The 19,737-nt window shown below is 71.5% G+C and carries 19 protein-coding genes; 11 read left to right on the top strand and 8 right to left on the bottom strand.

The annotated features are described in order from the left end of the window. Position 1 precedes the first annotated feature (1 nt). Complete coding sequence (locus A3CQ_RS0145425) at positions 2-832, bottom strand: peptidylprolyl isomerase (protein WP_020517627.1); 831 nt, start codon at positions 830-832, stop codon at positions 2-4. A gap of 32 nt (positions 833-864) precedes the next feature. Next, positions 865-1,731, bottom strand: a complete 867-nt coding sequence (locus tag A3CQ_RS0145420; protein ID WP_026206914.1) for a peptidylprolyl isomerase — start codon at positions 1,729-1,731, stop codon at positions 865-867. A 130-nt stretch (positions 1,732-1,861) separates the two neighbouring features. Between A3CQ_RS0145420 and A3CQ_RS0145415 the strand changes: the two genes are divergently transcribed. Together A3CQ_RS0145415 and hisS are read left to right on the top strand one after the other, a co-directional pair. After that, positions 1,862-2,542 (top strand): MBL fold metallo-hydrolase, encoded by a 681-nt coding sequence (locus tag A3CQ_RS0145415; protein ID WP_020517625.1) that lies wholly within the window; start codon positions 1,862-1,864, stop codon positions 2,540-2,542. Positions 2,543-2,566: 24 nt separating this feature from the next. Then, entirely contained in the window at positions 2,567-3,889 is a 1,323-nt protein-coding gene (gene hisS, locus A3CQ_RS0145410; protein WP_020517624.1) for a histidine--tRNA ligase, read from the top strand. A gap of 67 nt (positions 3,890-3,956) precedes the next feature. Here hisS and A3CQ_RS56340 read toward each other — a convergent pair whose 3' ends face one another. After that, the gene (locus tag A3CQ_RS56340) at positions 3,957-5,162 is read right to left on the bottom strand and encodes a serine hydrolase domain-containing protein (protein WP_020517623.1); all 1,206 of its coding nucleotides are present in this window, start codon (positions 5,160-5,162) and stop codon (positions 3,957-3,959) included. A gap of 136 nt (positions 5,163-5,298) precedes the next feature. Between A3CQ_RS56340 and A3CQ_RS0145400 the strand changes: the two genes are divergently transcribed. Continuing rightward, a complete protein-coding gene (locus tag A3CQ_RS0145400) occupies positions 5,299-6,231 on the top strand; it encodes an acyl-ACP desaturase (RefSeq protein ID WP_020517622.1) in 933 nt (310 codons plus the stop codon). 29 nt (positions 6,232-6,260) lie between these two features. Further along, the gene (locus A3CQ_RS0145395; RefSeq protein WP_020517621.1) at positions 6,261-6,671 is read left to right on the top strand and encodes a hypothetical protein; all 411 of its coding nucleotides are present in this window, start codon (positions 6,261-6,263) and stop codon (positions 6,669-6,671) included. A gap of 42 nt (positions 6,672-6,713) precedes the next feature. On the opposite strand, the gene A3CQ_RS0145390 is transcribed toward A3CQ_RS0145395, so the two are convergent. Together A3CQ_RS0145390 and A3CQ_RS0145385 are read right to left on the bottom strand one after the other, a co-directional pair. Next, entirely contained in the window at positions 6,714-7,193 is a 480-nt protein-coding gene (locus A3CQ_RS0145390) for a GNAT family N-acetyltransferase (RefSeq protein WP_020517620.1), read from the bottom strand. 5 nt (positions 7,194-7,198) lie between these two features. Then, positions 7,199-7,699 (bottom strand): PaaI family thioesterase, encoded by a 501-nt coding sequence (locus A3CQ_RS0145385; protein ID WP_020517619.1) that lies wholly within the window; start codon positions 7,697-7,699, stop codon positions 7,199-7,201. A gap of 55 nt (positions 7,700-7,754) precedes the next feature. Between A3CQ_RS0145385 and A3CQ_RS0145380 the strand changes: the two genes are divergently transcribed. The 7 genes from A3CQ_RS0145380 to A3CQ_RS0145350 all read left to right on the top strand — a co-directional run bounded on the left by A3CQ_RS0145380 (position 7,755) and on the right by A3CQ_RS0145350 (position 17,484). Further along, positions 7,755-8,237 carry a winged helix-turn-helix transcriptional regulator gene (locus A3CQ_RS0145380; protein WP_020517618.1) on the top strand — a complete coding sequence of 161 codons (483 nt, stop codon included), beginning with the start codon at positions 7,755-7,757 and terminating at the stop codon, positions 8,235-8,237. 9 nt (positions 8,238-8,246) lie between these two features. Further along, positions 8,247-9,830, top strand: coding sequence for an MFS transporter (locus A3CQ_RS0145375; protein WP_020517617.1), 1,584 nt, complete (start codon positions 8,247-8,249; stop codon positions 9,828-9,830). Between the two features lie 37 nt (positions 9,831-9,867). Next, positions 9,868-10,656 (top strand): cyanophycinase, encoded by a 789-nt coding sequence (locus tag A3CQ_RS0145370; protein WP_020517616.1) that lies wholly within the window; start codon positions 9,868-9,870, stop codon positions 10,654-10,656. After that, positions 10,653-13,442 carry a cyanophycin synthetase gene (gene cphA / locus A3CQ_RS0145365; protein WP_020517615.1) on the top strand — a complete coding sequence of 930 codons (2,790 nt, stop codon included), beginning with the start codon at positions 10,653-10,655 and terminating at the stop codon, positions 13,440-13,442. Before A3CQ_RS0145370 ends, cphA begins: the two co-directional genes overlap by 4 nt. A 542-nt stretch (positions 13,443-13,984) precedes the next feature. Then, on the top strand, positions 13,985-15,949 hold the full coding sequence (locus A3CQ_RS56335; protein ID WP_063713678.1) for a serine/threonine-protein kinase: 1,965 nt from the start codon (positions 13,985-13,987) through the stop codon (positions 15,947-15,949). Positions 15,950-16,180: 231 nt separating this feature from the next. After that, a complete protein-coding gene (locus A3CQ_RS0145355) occupies positions 16,181-16,426 on the top strand; it encodes a hypothetical protein (RefSeq protein ID WP_020517613.1) in 246 nt (81 codons plus the stop codon). A gap of 155 nt (positions 16,427-16,581) precedes the next feature. Then, positions 16,582-17,484: a sigma-70 family RNA polymerase sigma factor gene (locus A3CQ_RS0145350; protein WP_040434162.1), complete on the top strand. Its 903-nt coding sequence runs from the start codon at positions 16,582-16,584 to the stop codon at positions 17,482-17,484. 18 nt (positions 17,485-17,502) lie between these two features. Here the strand turns inward: A3CQ_RS0145350 and A3CQ_RS56325 are convergent, their stop codons facing one another. Genes A3CQ_RS56325 through A3CQ_RS0145335 form a run of 3 tightly spaced genes read right to left on the bottom strand, consistent with a single transcriptional unit; the run spans position 17,503 to position 19,737 of the window. Beyond that, a complete protein-coding gene (locus A3CQ_RS56325; protein ID WP_245577655.1) occupies positions 17,503-18,387 on the bottom strand; it encodes an urease accessory protein UreD in 885 nt (294 codons plus the stop codon). After that, positions 18,345-19,103: an urease accessory protein UreG gene (gene ureG / locus A3CQ_RS0145340; protein WP_020517610.1), complete on the bottom strand. Its 759-nt coding sequence runs from the start codon at positions 19,101-19,103 to the stop codon at positions 18,345-18,347. The genes A3CQ_RS56325 and ureG overlap by 43 nt, the downstream gene beginning before the upstream one ends. Further along, positions 19,093-19,737 carry an urease accessory protein UreF gene (locus A3CQ_RS0145335; RefSeq protein WP_020517609.1) on the bottom strand — a complete coding sequence of 215 codons (645 nt, stop codon included), beginning with the start codon at positions 19,735-19,737 and terminating at the stop codon, positions 19,093-19,095. The genes ureG and A3CQ_RS0145335 overlap by 11 nt, the downstream gene beginning before the upstream one ends.

The following is a 19,737-nucleotide window of genomic DNA, read 5'->3' as shown; positions in this document are numbered from 1 at the left end:
ATTACGACATCGTGAGCGTCTTGATGTCGAGTTCCTTCTTGGGGTGCCCACCGCCGGCCGACGCCTTGAACGCGCCGTCGTCACCGGCCTTGACCACGTCCTTCACGATGTCGAGGCCCGAGGTGATCGTGCCGAGCAGCGTGTAGTTCGCGGGGAGCTGCGTGTTTTCCGAGCAGATGAAGAACTGGCTGCCGGTGCTGCCGGCCTGGCCGGTGTTCGCCATCGCGATCGAGCCAGCGGGGTACGGGTTGTTGGTGTCGGTCGGCAGGTTTTCCTCGGCCATCGTGTAGCTCGGGCCGCCCTGGCCGTCGGTCTCGCGATAGCCCTTGCCGGTGGCGAACGGGTCGCCGCACTGCAGCACCTTGAAGTTGGCCTCGTTGACCAGCCGGTGGCACTTCGTGTTGTCCCAGAACTTCTTGCTGCTCAGGTACGTGAAGCTCGACGCCGTGCAGGGCACCTTGGCCTTGTCGAGGGTCGCCACGATCTTGCCGAGGTTGGTGTCCATGGTCAGCGTGGCGGAGCCGGTGTTCGGCGCGGTGGCCGGCGGGGTGCCGACGTCCTTGACCTTGCCGCCGCTGCTCGCGTCGGACGGCGTCCAGGTGCACGCGACCTGGCCGGCCGGCACGCCGCCGGCACTCGTGCTCTTCTTGTTGTCGTCCTTCATGGCGGTGACGATCCACACTGCCGCACCGGCGATGACCACAACCGCGATCGCCGATCCGATGATCGCCTGGCGCTGGCGGCGCTTCCTTGCGGCCGCGGCTCGCTCGGCCATCTCCTTCTCGAGCCGGGCTCGCGCCGCCGCGCGCTGCCGGTCCTTGATCGACGACACGGTGTTCCTCCTGCTGTGTTCGGCCTGGGGGATTAGGACTGGGCGCTAGCCGTGGGCGCGGCTGAGGCGGCCGTGGAGGCAGCCGTCTGCCCGACGGTGAGACTGGTGATCGTGATCTTCGTCTTGGGCTTGATCTTGTCGCCGCCGGTGTCCTCGACGGTCGGGATCTTGCTGATCTTGTCGACCGTCGTCATGCCCGCGGTCACGGAACCGACGATCGAGTACTCCGGGGTGGCCGGCGAGTAGTCCTTGAAGAAGATCAGGAACTGACTGCCGTTGGTGCCCGGCGGGTTGCCGATCAGCGCGACCGTGCCCTTGGGATAGAGCGGGGTCTTGCCGGCCGGCGCGGCGCTCGCCGACGGGTCGGGCGAGGTCGGTGTGTTCTCGCTGTACACGCTGTACGTCGGGCCGCCGAGCCCGGTGCCGCTCGGGTCGCCGCAACGGATCGCGCCGTACGTCGTGATCTCGTGGCACGTCGTGTTGTCGTAGAAGTTCTTGCTCGCGAGGTACCGGAGATCTTCCGAGCCGCAGGGCGACGTGGCCATGTCGAGGCTGACCTCGATCGGGTCGCCCTGGTCGGTCTTGATCGTCATGGTCTCGGTGCCCTCGACGGGAATGTTCTTCGTGGGCGGCGTGCCGACGTCCTTGAGGTTCGTGTTCGTCGTCGCGCTCTGCGGAGTCCAGGCGCAGATGTCCTGGTCGGCGGCGTTCGTGGTGTCGTCGGAGTCGAACGCCCCGCCGATCCAGGCGACGCCGCCGACGATGAGCAGTAACGCGACACCCGCACCGACCCCGGCGTAGACCCGCCGCCGCCGTCGCTCCTTGACAGCTCGTCGCGCCATCTGCCGATCGAGCTTCTCCCGAGCGAGCTTGCGCTGCCGGTCCTTACTGGATGCCACCGAACGCTGCCCTTCCTCCTGTGTCCTGCCACACGCCCGCAAGAGTGTACGGGTACCTCCTGGGAAAGTGGTGTGCCCCCGCCCGGCTACGCTCGTTACGATTCGTATCCGATCTCTTTTAGGGGCTCCCTTGCTCGTCACCGGCTTTCCGGCCGAGGCCTTCGGCACCAATTGCTATGTGGTTGCCGCGGGGCCGGGCGAGCAGTGCCTGATCGTCGACCCGGGCATCGGCGTGCTCGACCAGCTCGACGAGGTTCTGGCCGAGCACCGGCTGCACCCGGCCGCGGTGTTGCTCACCCACGGGCACCTCGATCACACGTTCTCGGTCGCCCCGGTCTGCGGCGCGCGGGGGATCCCGGCGTACGTGCACCCGGCCGACCGGGAGATGCTGGCCGACCCGTCGAAGGGCCTCAGTGCCGATCTATCTTCGCTGTTCGGCGGCCGTCTGCAGTACACGGAGCCGTCCGACGTGGCGGAGCTGACCGACGGAGCGGTATTGAACCTCGTCGGGCTCGAGGTGACGGTCGACCACGCTCCCGGCCATACCGGCGGGTCGGTGCTGTTCCGCCTGCCGGACGAGTCACCCCTATGCCTCTCGGGTGACGTGCTCTTCGCGGGGTCCATCGGACGCACCGACCTGCCGGGCGGAAACACGGCGACGATGATGACCAGCCTGCGGGAAAAGATCCTGCCGCTGGCCGACGAGACCGTCGTCCTGCCCGGCCACGGACCGGCCACCACCATCGGCCGCGAGCGCGCGACGAACCCGTACCTCCGGGAATTGATCGCCGCGCCGCGCCGTGGTCTCTGACGATTTTCCTAGGAGATTTTGAGAATGCCGATTTCCGGCTTCCCCGAATGGCTGCCCGCGCAGCGCATCATCGAGCAGCGTGTGATCGACCGGATCCGGTCCACCTTCGAGTTGTACGGCTTCGCCCCGCTGGAGACGCGGTCGGTCGAGCCGCTCCCGACACTGTTGAGCAAGGGGGAGACCTCGAAGGAGGTCTACCTGCTGCACCGTCTGCAGGGCGCTCCGGACGAGGCCTCCGGCGACGATCAACTTGGCCTGCACTTCGACCTGACCGTGCCCTTCGCCCGATATGTCGTGGAAAACGCGGGCAAGCTGGTCTTCCCGTTCCGGCGGTACCAGATCCAGAAGGTGTGGCGGGGTGAGCGTCCCCAGGAGGGGCGGTACCGCGAATTCCTCCAGGCCGACATCGACGTGGTCAACCGGGACAATTTGCCGTTCCACTACGACACCGAGATGCCGCTGGTCATCGGGGACGCGCTGAGCGGCCTGCCGATCCCGGCCGCGCGCATCCAGGTCAACAACCGGAAGGTGTGCGAGGGGTTCTACCGCGGCCTCGGGCTCACCGACACCGAGCAGGTGCTGCGTACGGTCGACAAATTGGACAAGATCGGCCCGGCTCGCGTGGCCGAGCAGATCGTGGAGACCGCCGGGGCGTCCGAGGCCCAGGCCGCCGCGTGCCTGGACCTCGCCGCGATCTCGGCCGAGGATGCCTCCTTCGTGGACGCGGTGCGCAAGCTCGGCGTCGAGGACCCGCTGCTGGACGAGGGTCTCGAGGAGCTGGTGCGGGTCGTGGAGACCGCCCGGGAGCACGCTCCGGGCCTCGTCGCCGCCGAGCTGAAGATCGCTCGCGGTCTCGATTACTACACCGGGACCGTCTACGAGACCCAGCTGCGCGGTTACGAGCGGTTCGGATCGGTCTGCTCCGGCGGCCGGTACGACAACCTGGCCTCCTCGGGCAAGGATCGCTTCCCGGGCGTCGGCATCTCGATCGGCGTGTCCCGCATGCTGGGCGTGCTCTTCGGGCAGCAGGCGCTGAGCGTCTCCCGATCGGTGCCGACCTGCGTGCTCGTGGCGCTGCCGCACGAGGAGCAGCGGGTGGCCTGTGACCGGATCGCCGCGTCGTTGCGCCGCCGCGGCATCCCCACCGAGGTGGCGCCGACGGCCGCGAAATTCGGCAAGCAGATCCAGTACGCCGACCGGCGCGGGATTCCGTACGTGTGGTTCCCGGGCGCGGACGGCGAGCCGGACTCGGTCAAGGACATCCGCTCGGGCGACCAGGTGTCCGCGGACGCCGCGTCCTGGCAGCCGCCGGCGGAGGATCTGCACCCGGTGGTCTCGGGCGCTTGACTCTCCCCCAAGGGCCGGGTCCAGGGTCGGAGCCATGCACAGGTGCACCGGCTCCGACCCGTCCCGCTCAGCGGAGTGTCTCGACCGTCTGCGGCATCCTCGGCGTGGCCAGCGTGGCCGGGGCGCTGCCGCACAGCGCCGTCACGAGGAAGTTGACGAGCGCTGTGTCGATCGGGTGTGGCTCGGTCTCCGAGGTCTGGTAAAACGCCATGTTCTGGGCGTATGTCACCTGGCGCATACCGTCCGCGCTGTGCCACGAGATCGTCTGGTGGCCGATCGTGCCGCCGTCGTGTCCCCAGAAACGGCCGCACGGCAGATCCACCCAGTAAAGCCCGAGGCCGTAACCGCCGGCCGCCGGGTTGTCCGGCACCTGCGGGACGGTCGTCTCCATCTGCGCCAGCAGCGGCGGCGCGAGCAGCCGGCCGCCCAGCAGCGCACGGTAGAAGACGTCCAGGTCGCGGGCGGTCGACACGATCTCGCCGGCCGACCACGCCCACGACATGTTGTAAAGGGTGAAGTCCTTCAGCGTGCCGTCCGTCCAGGGGACGTAGGCGTGCATGTGCGGCCCGCGGATGTCGAGCTCGGCCCCCTCGAAATAGGTGTCCCGCAACCCCAGCGGCCGCAGGATCCGCCGGCTCACCTCGGCGCGGTAACTGTGACCGGTCACCCGCTCGATGATCAGCCCGGCCAGGATGTAATTCGTGTTCGAGTACGACCAGGCCGCGCCCGGCGCGTTCGTCGAGCCCGCGCCGACTCCGATCCGCACCAGCTGCTCGGGGGTGTACGTCGTTCGGCCGAGGGTGATCAGGTCCTCGGGCGTCTTGATGACCTCGGTGTCGTAATCGCCGATCCCACTCGTGTGATTGAGCAGCATCCGCACGGTCACCTGCCGGGCCAGGGCGGCGGGCACGAGATCGCGGTGCAGGTATCGGCCGATCGGGGCGTCCAGCGTCACCCGGTGCTCGCCGGCCAGTTGCAGCATCGTGGTGGCGACGAAGGTCTTGGTGATGCTGCCGATCCGGTGCCGCATCCCGTCCCGCACGGGCTCGCCGGTCGCGATGTCGGCGTAACCCGTGGTCGGGGTCCAGGTGCGGCGACCGTCCCGCACCTCGGCGAACGCGCCGGGCATGCCGGCCGCGTGCACGGCGTCGAGCTGTTCCTGCAGGAGCCGGCCGAAGCCGTCCTGGCCCGCGTCTCGCGCGGCCGCGGCCGGTGCGGCGGGTGTGATCAGGATGGTGCCGATGGCCAGAACGCTCAGGGCGCGTCGCAACACTGCTGCCTCCCGGGTCGCTTGAGCCATCCATGGTGGTCGACGCGTGCCACCCGCGAGTCCGCTGTGAATGTGGTGCCCCTCTGGGTGAACCGGCGGGTAAGAGGCTACGGTTGCGTAGGTTACGCAACCGTAGGGAGTGATCGTGGACCAGACCGCCCTGCTCATCGAGCTGGAGCCCGTGGTGGCCGCCAACCTCGACCGGCACCTGTCGCTGGCCAAGGAGTGGTTTCCGCACGAGTACGTGCCGTGGAGCGAGGGGCGCACCTTCGACGGCCTCCTCGGCGGCGAGGCCTGGCGGGACAAGGACTCCGCGATCCCCGATGTGGCGCGCACGGCGCTGATCGTCAATCTGCTGACCGAGGACAACCTGCCCTCGTACCACCACGAGATCGCCACGCTCTTCGGCCGGGACGGCGCCTGGGGTACGTGGGTGCACCGCTGGACGGCCGAGGAGGGCCGGCACGGCATCGCCCTGCGCGACTACCTGACCGTGACGCGGGCCGTCGACCCGACGGCGCTGGAGCGCGCCCGGATGAGCCACATGCAGGCCGGGTACGCCAACGCGCACCCGGAAGAGATGATGCACTCGATCGCGTACGTGGCTTTCCAGGAGCTCGCGACCCGCATCTCCCACCGCAACACGGGCCGGGCCACCGGCGACCCGATCGCGGAGCAGCTGCTGGCCCGGGTCGCGGCCGACGAGAACCTGCACATGGTCTTCTACCGCAACCTGCTGGCCGCGGCCTTCGACCTGGACCCCGACCACGCGATGCGGGCGGTCGTCGACGTGGTGGAGGCGTTCGAGATGCCCGGGGCGAACATCGAGGGCTTCCAGCGCAAGGCCCTGTCGATCGCCCTGGCCGGCATCTACGACCTGCGGCAGCACCGCGACGAGGTCCTCCTCCCGGTGCTGCGCCAGTGGAACGTCTTCGGGCGCACCGACCTGACCGCCGACGGCGAGAAGGCCCGCGACCAGCTGGCGGCCCACATGGACAACCTCGACGTCCAGGCCACCCGCTTCGAGGAGAAGCGCGAGGCCCGCCGGCAGCGCCTGGCTCAGAAGGCCTAGGCGGGGCCCTGGTCGGCTACCGTGTCGCCGTGAGTGTGGTGATCGCGGGGAAGGCCGGCGTCGAGCTGGAGATCCGGCCGGGCGGGGACGGGCTGATCGAGATCGTCGTGGTCGAGGGACCGCGGCGGCATGTGGCCACGTTCGCCGTCGACGAGATGGATGCCGTCGACGGCGTGCTGGGGTCCATTCCCGACACCGGCCCGGTGGATCTGGGCGCCGCCTTCACGGCCGCCATCGGCCGCGATCCCTTCGACCCGGCGACCGCGCCGCCCGCCGAGCCCGCGCGGCGCGGCCTCATCGCCGACCTGTGCGCGCTGGTGATCGGCTCGGGCCTGATCGCCGCGCCTCAGGCTCTGTGGCTGCGCGTGCTGGCCGGCGTGGTGACCGCCGTGGCCCTGGCCGACCTGGCCCGCCGCGCAGTCCACCACCTGCGCGCCTAGGGCCGGCCGGACGCCGGCCCCGCGTGGTCGGCAGGACGGGCCCTAGCTGCTCAGGCGGTAGTGGCGAAGGCGCACGGGCGAACCGTCGTGGCCCTTCCAGTCGGCGGTGGTGGTGTGCGTGTAGAGCCAGCCGCTCGCCTCGTAGAAGGACATCGCGGCGGATCGGGCTTCGTCGACGACGTTGAGGACGGGCTGGAGGCCGGCGGCGCGCGACCATTCCGTGGCCTGCCGCACCAGCGCTTCGGCTACGCCGCGCCGTCGGGCCGTCGGCACCACGAACAGCCGCGAGACCTCCACGAGCTCGGGGGAGCCGGGAACGCCTTGGAGGGCCACGTGGCCCGCCGGCCCGATCTCCGGCAGCGAGGCAATCCACGCCCGGACCAGAAGCTCCGGCGAAAGCCAGCCCGCCGGGTCTGACGGCCAGTTCAGGGGATAACCGTCGGCCACGTGAACGGCCCGGAGTCCCTCCACGCAGCCCGGCAGATCGTTCGCGGTTCGCTCCCGGATGACGGGTTGCGCCATGGGGGTCAAGGCATTTCGAAGAGTAGGCAGGAGCTGGTGGCGTGGGCCAGGAGCCGATCGCTGGTGTCGGTGAGCCGGGCCTCGGCCAGCGCCGTCCGGCGGCCTTTCTGCAGGACCGCGCCGGTGCAGGTGATGCGGCCGGTGGCGAGGGTGATGGGGCGGAGGAACTTGACCGAGAGATCGAGGCTCGTGTAGCCGATTCCGGCGGGCAGGGTGGTGTGCACCGAGCAGGCCGCGGCGGTGTCGAGCAGGGTGGAGATGACGCCGCCGTGCATGGAGCCCAGGGGGTTGTAGTGGAATTCCTGGGGGTCCAGCCGGAGCGTGACGCTGCCCTCTTCCGCTTCGAGCGAGGCCACGTCGATCAGCCGCATGATGGGCGGCGCCGGGATTTCGCCCTTGCCGATGGCCTGGAGGAGTTCCAGGCCGCTGCGCCGGCCGATCATGGCGGCGTGCGCGGCGGGGTCGGTCCAGCCGAAGGTGCGGGTGCGCTCCTGGGTCTGCGTCATGAACTCAGGGTTTCCGCGCTTGCTGGGTCTGTCAAGTGGACTTAGCCTGGCTGTCATGAATCCCACAACGGCCTTCGACCCGCTGGAATGGTCGATCGACGGGTGCACGATCGGGCGGGCCATGGAGGTGCTCGGCGAGAAATGGACCCTCGTGGTGTTGCGGGAGGTGTTCAACGGGATCCGGCGCTTCGACGACATGCGGGTGCGCACGGGAGTGCCGCGGCAGGTGCTGACGAACCGGCTCGCCATGCTCGTCGAGCAGGGGGTGCTGCGGCGGGAGCCTTACCGGGAGCCGGGTTCGCGGGAACGGCACGAATACCGGCTCACGCCCAAGGGGCTCGACATCTATCCGGTGCTGATCACCCTGCTGGCATGGGGCAACCGGTATCTGGCCGATCCGGGCGGGCCGCCGCTGCGGTTTGAGCACCGCGACTGCGGGGCAGAGGTGCATGCCGAAATCCACTGCGCGGCCGGGCATCGGTTGGAGGATCCGCGTGACGTCGTGCCGAGGCCGGGTCCGGGAGCCCGCCGTCGCTAAATTCGTGCCGTGACCACGACCGCCTCGCCGTGGGCGCCGCTGCGCCAGACCGTGTTCCGGAACCTGTGGATCGCCGTGCTCGCCAGCAACGTCGGCACCTGGATGCAGACCGTCGGCGCGCAGTGGCTGGTGGTGCGCGAGCCGCACGCGGCGACCTGGGTGAGCTCGGTGCAGGCCGCGACGACGCTGCCGGTGCTGCTGCTCGCGCTGCCGTCGGGGGCGCTCGCGGATCGCTTCGACCGCCGGCGGCTGCTGCTGGCCGTGCAGCTGGGGCTCTTTGCCGTCGGGTCGGTTCTGACCGTCTTGACGGCGCTGGACCTGATGCCGCCGTCGTTGCTGCTGGTCTTCACCTTCCTGCTGGGGGTCGGTCAGGCGTTGACGCTGCCGTCCTGGCAGGCGGTGATTCCCGAGGTCGTACCCCGGGACGAGCTGCCGGCCGCCTCGGCGCTCGGTGCCGTCAACACCAACCTGGCTCGCTCGGCCGGGCCGGCCGTGGCCGGCTTGATCGTCGCGCAGGTCGGCTCCGCCGCTGTCTTCGGGATAAATGCCCTTTCCTTCGGGGCCTTCGCTCTCGCCCTGTTCTTCTGGCGGCGGAAGCCGCAAAGGCCGGCCTCCCACCCCGAGCAGCTCGGATCCGCCCTCCGGGCCGGTGGGCGATATGTCCGCTACTCGCCGGTGGTCCGCCGCCTCCTCGGCCGGGTTGTCCTTTTTGTCGTGCCGGGCAGCGTCGTCTGGGGCCTACTTCCCCTGGTGGCGCATCAGGAGCTGGGCATGGGAGCGAGCGGATACGGCATCCTCCTCGCCGCCCTCGGCGTCGGCGCGATCGCCGGTGCCCTCCTCATGCCGCGAATCCGCGACCTCCTGAGCCCGAGCCGCCTGATCGTCCTGGCCGGCGTCGTCTACGGCCTCGCCCTCGTCGTCATCGGCCTCGTGCCCAACTCGTACGCCATCGTGGGTGTTTTGATCGCGGCCGGCCTGGCCTGGATGACCCTCGTCTCCCGGATGAACGCGACCCTCCAGCTGTTCCTCCCGAACTGGGTCCGCGCTCGTGGCTTCGGCATCTACCAGGTCGTCTTCGCCGGTGGCCAGGCCGTCGGCGCGCTCGTGTGGGGTCAGGTCGCCTCGTTCTCCGGTCTCGAGACCGCCTATCTGGCCGCCGCGGTGGTCATGTTCGCCGGCACCGTCACGGTCGCCTGGTGGCCGGTGTACGAGCAGGACGGCGCCGACCGCAGCCCCGCGATCTACTGGGCCGAGCCCCACCTCATGCTCGAGCCCCACCTCGACGAGGGTCCGGTGCTGATCACCTCCGTCTACCTGGTGGACGAGGCGAACGTGGCCGCCTTCCGCGAGGCGATGGAGGCCCTGCGCGGCTCCCGCCAGCGCACCGGCGCGACCCGCTGGGGGCTGTTCCGCGACGGCGAGGACCCGGCCCGCTTCGTCGAGGTCTACCAGGTGCCGACCTGGGCCGAGCACCTGCGCCAGCACGAGGGCCGGCTGACCGTGAGCGACGAGGAGGTCGAGCAGCGGGCGACCGCGCTGGCCCGCGGGCCGGCCGAGGTGACCCATCTGCTCCCCGCGGACTACGAGCATTAGCCGGATGTTTCGGATTTGTTCCGATTAACCTGAAGCTGTGTCGAGTCGCCGGCTACTGATCATCGGCGGCGCGGCCGGACCTGGCCTGCTCGGCCGTTTTGTCGCGCTGGCCGGCGGCCCCGCGGCCCGCATCGTCGTGATCGCCACCGCAAGCTCCGCGCCCGCCGAGGCGTCGTCCTCTTTTGTGGAGGCGTTCACCGCGCTGGGCGCCGGCGAGGTGTGCGCGCTGCGGCTGGACACCCGCTGCGACGCCAACGACGACCAGCCGCTGCTGCGCCGGGCGACCGGAGTGTTCTTCACCGGCGGCGACCAGGAACGGATCGTCACGGTGCTGGGCGGCACCGTCACCGACTCGCTCCTGCAGGAGCTGCCGACCAGCGTGATCATCGCGGGGACCAGCGCCGGCGCGGCCGCCATGTCCGGCACCATGATCGTCGAGGGCGACGCGCTCGGTATCACCCGCGCCAGCGTGCGCACCGGTCCCGGCCTCGAGCTGCTCCCCGGCGTGCTCATCGACCAGCATTTCGCCGAGCGGGGCCGGGTCAACCGGCTGCTCAGCGCCGTCGCGCTCTACCCGCACGAGCTCGGCCTCGGCATCGACGAGGACACCGCGATCCTCACCGACGGCGACCGGTTCGAGGTGCTCGGGTCGGGCGCGGTCACCGTGGTCGACGCCGGCGCCGCCACCGACATCCGGGTCCCGTCCCATGGCCCGATCACCCTGGCCGGCGCGCGGATCCACGTGCTCGCCGCCGGGCACACCTTCCATCTCACGGGACGCCGGCCGGTCGTCGACGCACCCGCCGTCGAACGGGAAGCCGCATGAAGATCGAAAGCCTCCGCCGCCTGCGCGGACCCAACGTCTATCTGTCCCGGCCGGCGATCGTGGCCGGCCTGCGTCTCGAGGAGCTGACTGGCCGGGAGACCTCGGACGTCACCGGCTTCGCCGAGCGGCTGCTGCGCGCCCTGCCCGGGCTGACCGAGCACCACTGCGCGGCCGGCGCGCCCGGCGGCTTCGTGAGCCGGCTGCGGGGCGGCACCTACTTCGGCCACGTCACCGAGCACGTCTGCCTCGAGCTGTCCCAGCTGATCGGGCGGGACGTGAGCTTCGGCCGTACCGTCTCGACGGGCGAGCCGGGCCTCTACCACCTGATCATCGAGTGCCCGGTGGACGAGCCGGCGTCGTCGTCCGTGCCGGAGGGCCTCCTCACCGCGGCCATGGAGCTGGTCATCGAGATCGTGAACGGGGCGACGTACTCGAGCGTGGCGCTGGCGTCGGCCGGCGCCGGAGTGTCGGACATCGCGGAAATGCCCGGCATAGCCACGCTGGCCGCGATCGCCGAGCGGGAGGCCCTCGGCCCGAGCACCCGGGCGATCGTCGCGTCGGCGCGCCGGCGGGGCATCCCGGTCGAGCGCTGCGCCGACCTCAGCCTCGTGCGGCTCGGCTGGGGCAACCGGCGGCGGCTGGCCTGGGCCGCGATGAGCGACCGCACCAGCGGCGTCGGCATCGACATCGCCGGCGACAAGGAGATCACCCGGCGGCTGCTGAGCGACGCCGGCGTGCCGATCCCGGTGGGCGGGGCCGCCCGCACCGCCGCCGAGGCCGCGCGCCTGTTCGCCCGGCTGGGCGCGCCGGTCGTGATCAAACCCCGCCAGGGCCGGCAGGGCGATCGCGTCACGCTCAGCGTGACGACGGGAGCCGAGACCGCGTACGCGTTCGCCGCCGCCGGCCAGGACGTGATCGTCGAGCGGCAGCTGGGCGGCCGGGACTACCGGGTGCTCGTGGTGGCCGGCGAGGTCGTCGCCGCGGCCGAGCGGATCGCCGCGAACGTCGTCGGCGACGGCCGCAGCACGGTCGCCGAGCTGGTCGACCGCACCAACACCGACCCCCGCCGGGGCGCCGGCCACTCCCGGGTGCTGACCCGGATCACCGTGGACGACGCGTCGATGCGGGTGCTGGAGCGGCAGGGCTGCACGCTCGGCGACGTGCCGGCGACGGGGGAGAAGGTCTGGCTCCGTGAGACCACGAACCTCTCCACCGGCGGCACCAGCCACGACGTCACCGACCGGGTGCACCCCGACGTGGCCCGGCTCTGCCTGCGGGTCGCCGCGCTGGTCGGGCTCGACATCTGCGGCATCGACCTGCGGTTGCCGGACATCGCCGAACCGCTGCCGCCGGCCGCCGACGGCAGCGAGGCCACGGCCGGGGTGATCGAGGTGAACGCGGTCCCCGGCCTGCGCATGCACCTGGCCCCGGTGCGCGGCCGCTCCCGCGACGTGGGCGACGCGATCGTGCGGGCGATGTTCCCGGCCGGCTCGGACGGCCGGATCCCGACCGCGGCGGTGACCGGGACGAATGGCAAGACGACCGTGGCCCGGCTGACCGCGCACCTGCTCGCCGACACCGGCCTGCGGATCGGGCTGACCACCACCGACGGGGTCGCGGTGGACGGGCGCACGATCTTCAAGGCGGACGCGACCGGACCGTTGTCGGCGCAGATGGTGCTCGGCGACCCGGATGTGCAGGCGGCGGTGCTGGAGACGGCGCGCGGCGGGCTGCTGCGGCGCGGGCTCGGCTACGACTGGTCGGACGTCGGCGTGATCACCAACATCACCGCCGACCACCTCGGGCAGGACGGGCTCGACACGGTCGAGGACCTGGCGCACGTGAAGGCGCTGGTGGCCGAGCGGGTGCGCGACGGCGGGACGCTCGTGCTCAACGCGGACGACCCGTGGGTGCGCACGCTGGTGGACCGGCCGCGGGTGCGGGCCGACCGCAAGCGGCTGGTCTGGTTCGGGCTCGACCCGCGGCAGCCGGTGGTGGTCGAGCACCTGGCCAAGGGTGCGACGGCCTATCTGCTGCAGGACGGGTGGCTGGTGCAGGCGACGGGGGCCCGCCGGACGCCGCTGCTGCGGGTGGCGGACCTGCCCGGCGCGTACGGCGGGGCGGCGCCGCACGCGGCCGCGAACGCGCTCGCGGCAGTGGCGGCGGCCCGCGCGCTCGGCGCCGGTCAGGAGTCGGTGGCGAGCCGGCTGGCCGACTTCGATCCGGCGGTGGACAACCCGGGTCGGGCCACGCTGCTGCGGATCGGCGACGTCTCGGTCTTCGTCGACTACGCGCACAACCCGGCCGCGCTGGCCGCCACCCTGCGGACCCTGCACCGGCTGTGGGGGGTCGATCGGTGCGTGGCCGCGGTGACCCTGCCCGGCGACCGCCGCGACGACCTCCTGGCGGCGTGCGCGCAGATCGTGGCGGACGGGGTCGGCCGGGCCGTGCTCTACGACGACGAGGATCCGCGCGGCCGGGAACCGGGGGAGGTGTCGGCGCTCGTCGAGCGGGAGATGCGGGCGCGCCGGCCGAAGCTGCTGGCGCTGCGGGCCGACGGTTACCGGGAGGCGGTCACCGAGGCGCTGCGCCTGGCCGGTCCCGGCGACGTCGTGCTGGTGCTCTACGAGGACCTCGCGCCGCTGCTCGCGCTGCTGGCCGAACTGGGCGCGGTACGCGGGTCGGACGTGCCGGTGCCGTCCGGGATGGCGCTGCCGACGACCCCGGCGCCGGGCGCCATGAAGCCGCCCGCACACGAGCTGGCCAGGGGCGTTCTGCTCGGATAACGGCCGATGGTCCGGCTTTTCATGTCCGAACACGCCGCGTGTGCACGTTGGCATGAGGAAATGGCTGATCAGCCGAGGGGATCACCCGATCAGATGGGGTTGCACAGCTAGATCCTTCAACATTTGTCATAGGGCCAGTAATTAAAGATCATCAGTGTGTGACCGGTATCGTCTCGGTGCGTGACATGTTGACGACAATCGGTGCATGACTCCCGCGTGGACATTCAGGAATCTGAACTACCGATCATTCGGCCTTATCCCAAAAAACCGGTATCTAGTAGGCAAAACGACGGCGTAAAGCGTCCTTGATCCGACTTTCGGCCCGGCCCGGAGGGCACCGACAGGCGGCATATGGCGGGAAACGGTCCGTAACGATCCGCAGGTAGAGCCCGGTATGCGCGTCTCGTGGTAAAGCCCCAGGTGGGCTAACATCCTCGCCGTCGATGGGGAACGCCCGGCCCGCCCCGGACCGGACGGACCCCAGCGTCGGGTGGCATGGCGGTGCGACCCGGCGTTTCTTCGGAGCGCGCATGTGGGGGCACATGAGCACGACGGACCTGCCCGGATCGAGCCTGCTAGCCGGTAGATACCGGCTGGTGGAGCGGCTCGGTGCCGGCGGGATGTCAGTGGTGTGGCGAGGGTTCGATGAGGTCCTCGGGCGGCAGGTCGCGGTCAAAGTTCTGCCGCCGTCGACCAGTGTCGATCCGGCCTTCCGGCGCCGGCTGCGGGCTGAGGCCCAGGCCGCCGCCCGGCTAAGCCACCCCAACATCACTAATGTCTACGACTACGGCGAGGCCACCACAGTCGATGGTGAGCCCGTCCCGTACGTCGTCATGGAATTGATCGACGGCGAGTCTCTCGCCGCCGTCCTCGCCCGGACGCGCCGGCTGCCCTGGCAGCACGCGGTCGGGATAACCGCCGAGGTCGCCGCGGCGCTCGCGGCCGCGCACTCGCGCGGCATCGTGCACCGCGACGTCACTCCGGCCAACGTCATGCTCACCGGCACCGGGGCCAAGGTTGTCGACTTCGGCATCTCCGCCCTGATCGGCGAGAACGACATAGACCCCGACGGCAGCCTGCTCGGCACGCCGGCCTACCTCGCGCCCGAGCGGCTCGAGGGCGGCCAGGTCAGCCCGGCCACCGACGTGTACGCGGTGGGCCTGCTGATCTACCGCACGCTGATCGGCCAGCTGCCGTGGGACGTCGGCACCACCACCGCGCTGCTGCGTGCACACCAGTACGTGGAGCCCGACCCGCTCCCGCCGGTCGAGGGCCTCCCGCCCTCGGTCGACGCGCTGGTTCGTCGCTGCCTGGAGAAGAACCCGGCCGACCGGCCGTCCAGCGCCGAGCTCGCGCACGTGCTGGCCCAGATCGCGGCCGGCGCCCCGGTGGGGGCCCGCGGCTACGTCCCGGAATGGGCGGGCAGCGGCGAGGACACCACGATCCTGCCGGCTCAGCGGTCGTACCCGGACGTCATCCGCCGGGAACCGGAGCCGGCCGAGGCGTCCGGCGAGGGCTCGGAGCCGCCCGCGCGCAACAGCCGGTTCGCGGCCCTGAAGTCCGGCCCGATCATGTTGGCCGCGGCGGCGGGCCCGGCGCTGCGCAAGGCCGTGGGCGACTCGTCCGGCGACAAGAAGAACAACGACGGCGCCAGCAAGCACACACGGCGGGTCATGGTGGTGGCGGGCGCGGTCCTGCTGCTCGGCATAGGCACCTACGCGTGGAGCCTCACCAGCTCGATCACCGGCACCGAGGCGCACCCCCGCGGCACGCCGCAGCCGAGCGTGGTGCCGGCGACGGGCAAGTGCGTGGTGAGCTACGCCGTCTGGTCGGACGCGAACGGGCAGTTCAAGGCCCAGGTGACGCTGGCCAACCGGAACGACTCGGCGATCGGCGCGTGGAAGCTGTGGTTCATCATGCCCGGCGACCAGGTGGTCTCCGGCAACGGCAAGACCCAGCTCACCCAGAAATCCAACGGGGTGACCGTGCAATCCTCGGTCCCGCTCCAGCCGCGGACCACGCTGACGGTGCCGATCACCGGGACCTACCAGGTGAACAACACGCCGCCGCTGGCGTTCATGCTCAACGACCACACCTGCGAGACGTTCGTGTCGTCCAAGCCCGGCGAGCCGTCGCGGCAGGTCGAGCATCTGTCCGACGGGGGCGTGCGTCTCGGGCCGACGGCGAGCAGCGCCAGCGCCACCCCGGTGCCGGGCATCTCGATCGACCCGCAGGGCGTCGTGCACATCACGCCGACCACGGCGCCGACGACGCCGCCGCCGGGCGGCGGTACCACCGGCACGCCTACCCCGACGCAGACCACGCCCTCGCCCACACAGACGACGACCACGCCGGCGCCGGATCCGTTGACGAGCGAGGCTTCGCCGACCCCCTCGCAGACGACCACGGATCCCGTCGTCGAGCCGACGACGAGTTCCCCGGCGCCGCCGCCGGTCCCGACGAATACTGAGGCGTGCGACCCCACCGACCCGGGCGGCTGCCCGTAACCCACGCGATTCGATGATCGGCCGCCCGGAAAGCACGAGCCGGGCGGCCGATCACCGCGTTAGGGTGAAAGCGATGTGAGCAGGCACTTTCTGGAGCGATCCGCCGAGATCCGCGTGCCTGGCGACCGATGAGACGACCGCACACGGCGTGGCTGCCACCGGGCACGCCTCGCGCGGGCAAGAATCGCTCCAGCGGGACCGATACGTCGTACATCGGGGAGTCCGAGCAAAATGATCAGCATCGTGAAGGATCTGGCGGCGGAGGCGCTGTTCGTCTCCAGCCTGCAGCCGTCCGAGTGCCCCAGCCGGCAAGCGGTGGAGCGGGCGGTCACCGCCATGCTTCTGCTGCACGGGAGCGACGGGTGCGCGGCCGAGGTGGCCACCGAGTTCGGTGACCATCCCGAGATGGCCGTTCGCCGCATGCACTGGGTGCACGACGAGCTCACGGGCGTCGTAGCACCGGCCGCCGTGGCTTGAAACCGTGGCCTGAAGCCGTCGCCTAGAACCTGAGCCTTTCTCGCAAAAAGCACCCCAAAAGCAACCGAGTTCGGCCGCCGCTGCTCCTTTCGGCGGCAAAGGTCTTCCTCGTCAGCCGGTTTTCACCGACCGGTCGTATGAGCGAGGAGGACCACGTGACGCACACGACCGAACTCCCCGCCACCATCGGCACGACCCACGACGCGCCGTCCGCGCGTGATATCGAGGACCTCGTCCGCGAACACATGCCGATGGTTGGCCATCTGGTCCGGGAACTGCTCAACCGGGTACCGGGCCATGTACACGCAGATGACCTGTCCTCGGCCGGTTTCGCCGCCCTGCTGGGCGCGGCCCGTTCGTTCGACGTGACCCGGGGCATACCCTTCCACCGCTTCGCCGCCGTCCGCATCCGCGGTGCGCTCCTGGACGAGCTGCGCGGCCAGGACTGGGCGAGCCGCTCGGTGCGGGCCCGCGCGAGGCGGACCGCCGCCGCCCGCCAGGAGCTGACGGCTGCCCTGGGCCGTACCCCCACCGACGCCGAGGTGGCGGAGCTGCTCGGCATCGGGGTGGCCGAGCTGGCCACGGTCGAGGACGACGTGCAGAAGGCGGCCCTGCTCAGCCTCCAGGGCTTCCCCACCGGCGCCGCCGAGGAGATGGTCCCCGAACTGTCCGAGGGCCCCGAGGATCTCCTGCTCAAGCGCGAGCGCCTCGGCTATCTGCACCAGGCCATCCAGGCGCTGCCCGAACGCCTGCGCATGGTGGTCACCGAGTCGTTCCTGCAGGAGCAACCCCTCAGCGACGTCGCGGCCCGCCTGGGCGTGACCGAGTCGCGCATCTCCCAGCTGCGCACGGAGGCGCTGCAGCTGCTCCGCGAGGGCCTCAACAGCTCGCTGGCCCCCGAGCTCCTCACGGTCGCGGCCGGCGGCCCCAGGACCCGCAAGGGCTGCCTGCAACGCCGCCGCTCCGAGTATTTCGCCCGCGTCGCGCAGCAGGGCAACCTCCACACGCGCCTGGCACTCACCGACAGCCACGGCGTCCCCATCGCCGTGGCCGCCTAGGCATCGTGGTCGGTTGCGCTACGTCGCAATCTCACGCTCCGCAAACGGCTTCGCCGGCGCATGTACGCGGTGTGACCCGTCCCCCACCGCAAGAAAACCGTCCCTTGCCTGCGGGGCGCCGCCCGGGGCGCCTTCCGCGGCGCCGCACATCGGGTCGAGGGCGGCGCGGACCTCGCGTATGTCCTCGCCCACCGCGGTGGCCAGGAACCCCTGGCCGGCCAGGGGCATGATCGCGGCGCTGGACGTCGTGCGGAAGGTGGCGGGCAGCACCGTGGCCGGCAGCGCCGGGGCCGCGACCAGGGTGCCCAGCGCCCGGTAGCGGCCCAGGACCGCGGGGGAGCCGGTGTCCGGAGCGACCGCGAGCTCGTGGCGGTAGAGGGTGGCCCCCGCGTACCGGATCGTCGTGGAGAGACTGACGGTGCCGGTGGGCTCGGCGTGGCGGCCGCAGACCAGGTCTTCCCGCCAGAGCAGCGTGCCGCCCTCGGCCACCTCGACGTGGGTCCGGGCGTGATGATCACAGCCGGCCGCCGCGATCAGGGGCTCGGGCAGCCAGCGGAGCTCCCCGGCCACCTCGGCGTGGACGACCAGGCGGGACGGCGGCAGGCCCGCGCGACCGGGGAGCGCCAGTTGCGCGGCCACACTGCGTACGGTCAAATGAGCGCCCGCACCCACCGTGACCTCCACGCGAAGATCGTCACCGCGCAGCGGCCCGGCCGCACCACCGACGAGATGCACCGTCACGCCCGCCCCGGAGCTCCCGCCGGTGCGGCGCGGCAGCAGGGGCGACTCGCCGCGCAGGACCGCCAGCCGGGTCCCGCCGCGCCCGTCGGCCTCGGCCACGATCCGCGCGACGGCCCGCATCAGCCCGCCGGCCCGCGAACGCCCACCAGGATGCGGATCCACTCGGCGACCGGGGTGGCGGCGCGGTCCTCGACCAGGGAGAGGAAGACGGTCGGCAGCTCGCCGCGGCGCTCCTTCGCGTCGCGGTCCATCACCGCGAGGTCGGCGCCGACCAGCGGGGCCAGATCGGTCTTGTTGATGACCAGCAGGTCGGCCGCGGTGACGCCGGGACCGCCCTTGCGGGGCACCTTGTCGCCGCCGGCCACGTCGACCACGAAGATCTGGCGGTCGATGAGCCCCTTGCTGAACGTCGCGGTCAGGTTGTCGCCGCCGCTCTCGACCAGGACGAGGTCGAGCGGCCCGAGCGTGGCCTCGAGGTCCTCGACCGCGTCCAGGTTGGCGGAGATGTCGTCGCGGATCGCGGTGTGCGGGCAGCAGCCGGTCTCCACCGCCCGGATCCGCTCGGCCGGCAGCACGCCGTTGCGGAGCAGGAAGTCGGCGTCCTCGGTGGTGTAGATGTCGTTGGTCACGACCGCGAGCCGCAGCTCCTCGCCGAGCGCCCGGCACAGCGCCGCGACCAGCGCCGTCTTGCCGGACCCGACCGGTCCGCCGATGCCGACCCGCAGCGCCCGGGGCCCGGCGGCGAGCGCCTGATGCGGGTCGACGCCCGGGTCCGGGTGGGTGTGCGGCGGCTCGTCGGGGCCGTGCGCGTGCGGGACGTAGTTCTCCGAGGGCCGCGGCCAGGCCCCGCCGGCCGGTGTCGCGTGGTCAGGATGCAAAGAGACGCACCTCCCAGGTGGCGTGATGTTCGGCGCCGATGTCGAGCAGGGGAGCGCCCGCGGCCGGCAGGTCGTTGACCGCATCGTCGGCGTGGCGCGCGGCCTCGCCGGCTATCCGGTCGCAGGCGGGCGCCAGCCGGGCGAGCAGGGCGTGGACCGCGTACGGATCAAGAGCCAGCAACCGCACGGCCGCGCTCGCCGCGCCGGTGGTCGTGCCGTGGGCCGCCGCGACGGCGGCCTCCTCGGGACCGAGCCCGGCCGCGTGCGCGAGGACGCCGAGAGCCGTGGGCTGGTGCGGTTCGCGCCCGATCGGGGGCAGTGCCCACATCGCCCGCCCGGCCCGCAGCAGTGCACGCCCCTGAGCTCGCGAAGCCTTCCGCAGCGCGGGGGAGGGCGTCCGGGCGTCGAGCCCGCCGTCGAGCTCGGCCCACCGCCCGGGCCGGCGGCAGGCCGCCGCCGCGAAGGCCGCCGCGACCAGCCCGGACGTGGCCAGCTTCCCGCGCAGAAAGGCGGCCACGTCGTCGAGGTCGCGCACCCGCCCGGCCGAGACCTGCGCCTCGAGCCCGCCCGAGTGCGCGTGCCCACCGGCGGGGAGCCGCCCATCGGCCAGCACCAGCAGCGTCGCGAGGCTCAT

It is taken from the genome of Paractinoplanes globisporus DSM 43857 (assembly GCF_000379645.1).
Lineage (GTDB): Bacteria > Actinomycetota > Actinomycetes > Mycobacteriales > Micromonosporaceae > Actinoplanes > Actinoplanes globisporus.
This window is presented reverse-complemented; position numbering and strand designations above follow the sequence as displayed.

Bases quoted from the DNA above. Each gene is read 5' to 3' on its own strand.
- hisS (WP_020517624.1), top strand. From the start codon at position 2,567: ATGCCGATTTCCGGCTTCCCCGAATGGCTGCCCGCGCAGCGCATCATC.
- A3CQ_RS0145335 (WP_020517609.1), bottom strand. From the start codon at position 19,737: ATGAGCCTCGCGACGCTGCTGGTGCTGGCCGATGGGCGGCTCCCCGCC.
- A3CQ_RS0145385 (WP_020517619.1), bottom strand. From the start codon at position 7,699: ATGACGCAGACCCAGGAGCGCACCCGCACCTTCGGCTGGACCGACCCC.
- cphA (WP_020517615.1), top strand. From the start codon at position 10,653: ATGAAGATCGAAAGCCTCCGCCGCCTGCGCGGACCCAACGTCTATCTG.
- A3CQ_RS0145380 (WP_020517618.1), top strand. From the start codon at position 7,755: ATGAATCCCACAACGGCCTTCGACCCGCTGGAATGGTCGATCGACGGG.
- A3CQ_RS56335 (WP_063713678.1), top strand. From the start codon at position 13,985: ATGAGCACGACGGACCTGCCCGGATCGAGCCTGCTAGCCGGTAGATAC.
- A3CQ_RS0145390 (WP_020517620.1), bottom strand. From the start codon at position 7,193: ATGGCGCAACCCGTCATCCGGGAGCGAACCGCGAACGATCTGCCGGGC.
- A3CQ_RS0145355 (WP_020517613.1), top strand. From the start codon at position 16,181: ATGATCAGCATCGTGAAGGATCTGGCGGCGGAGGCGCTGTTCGTCTCC.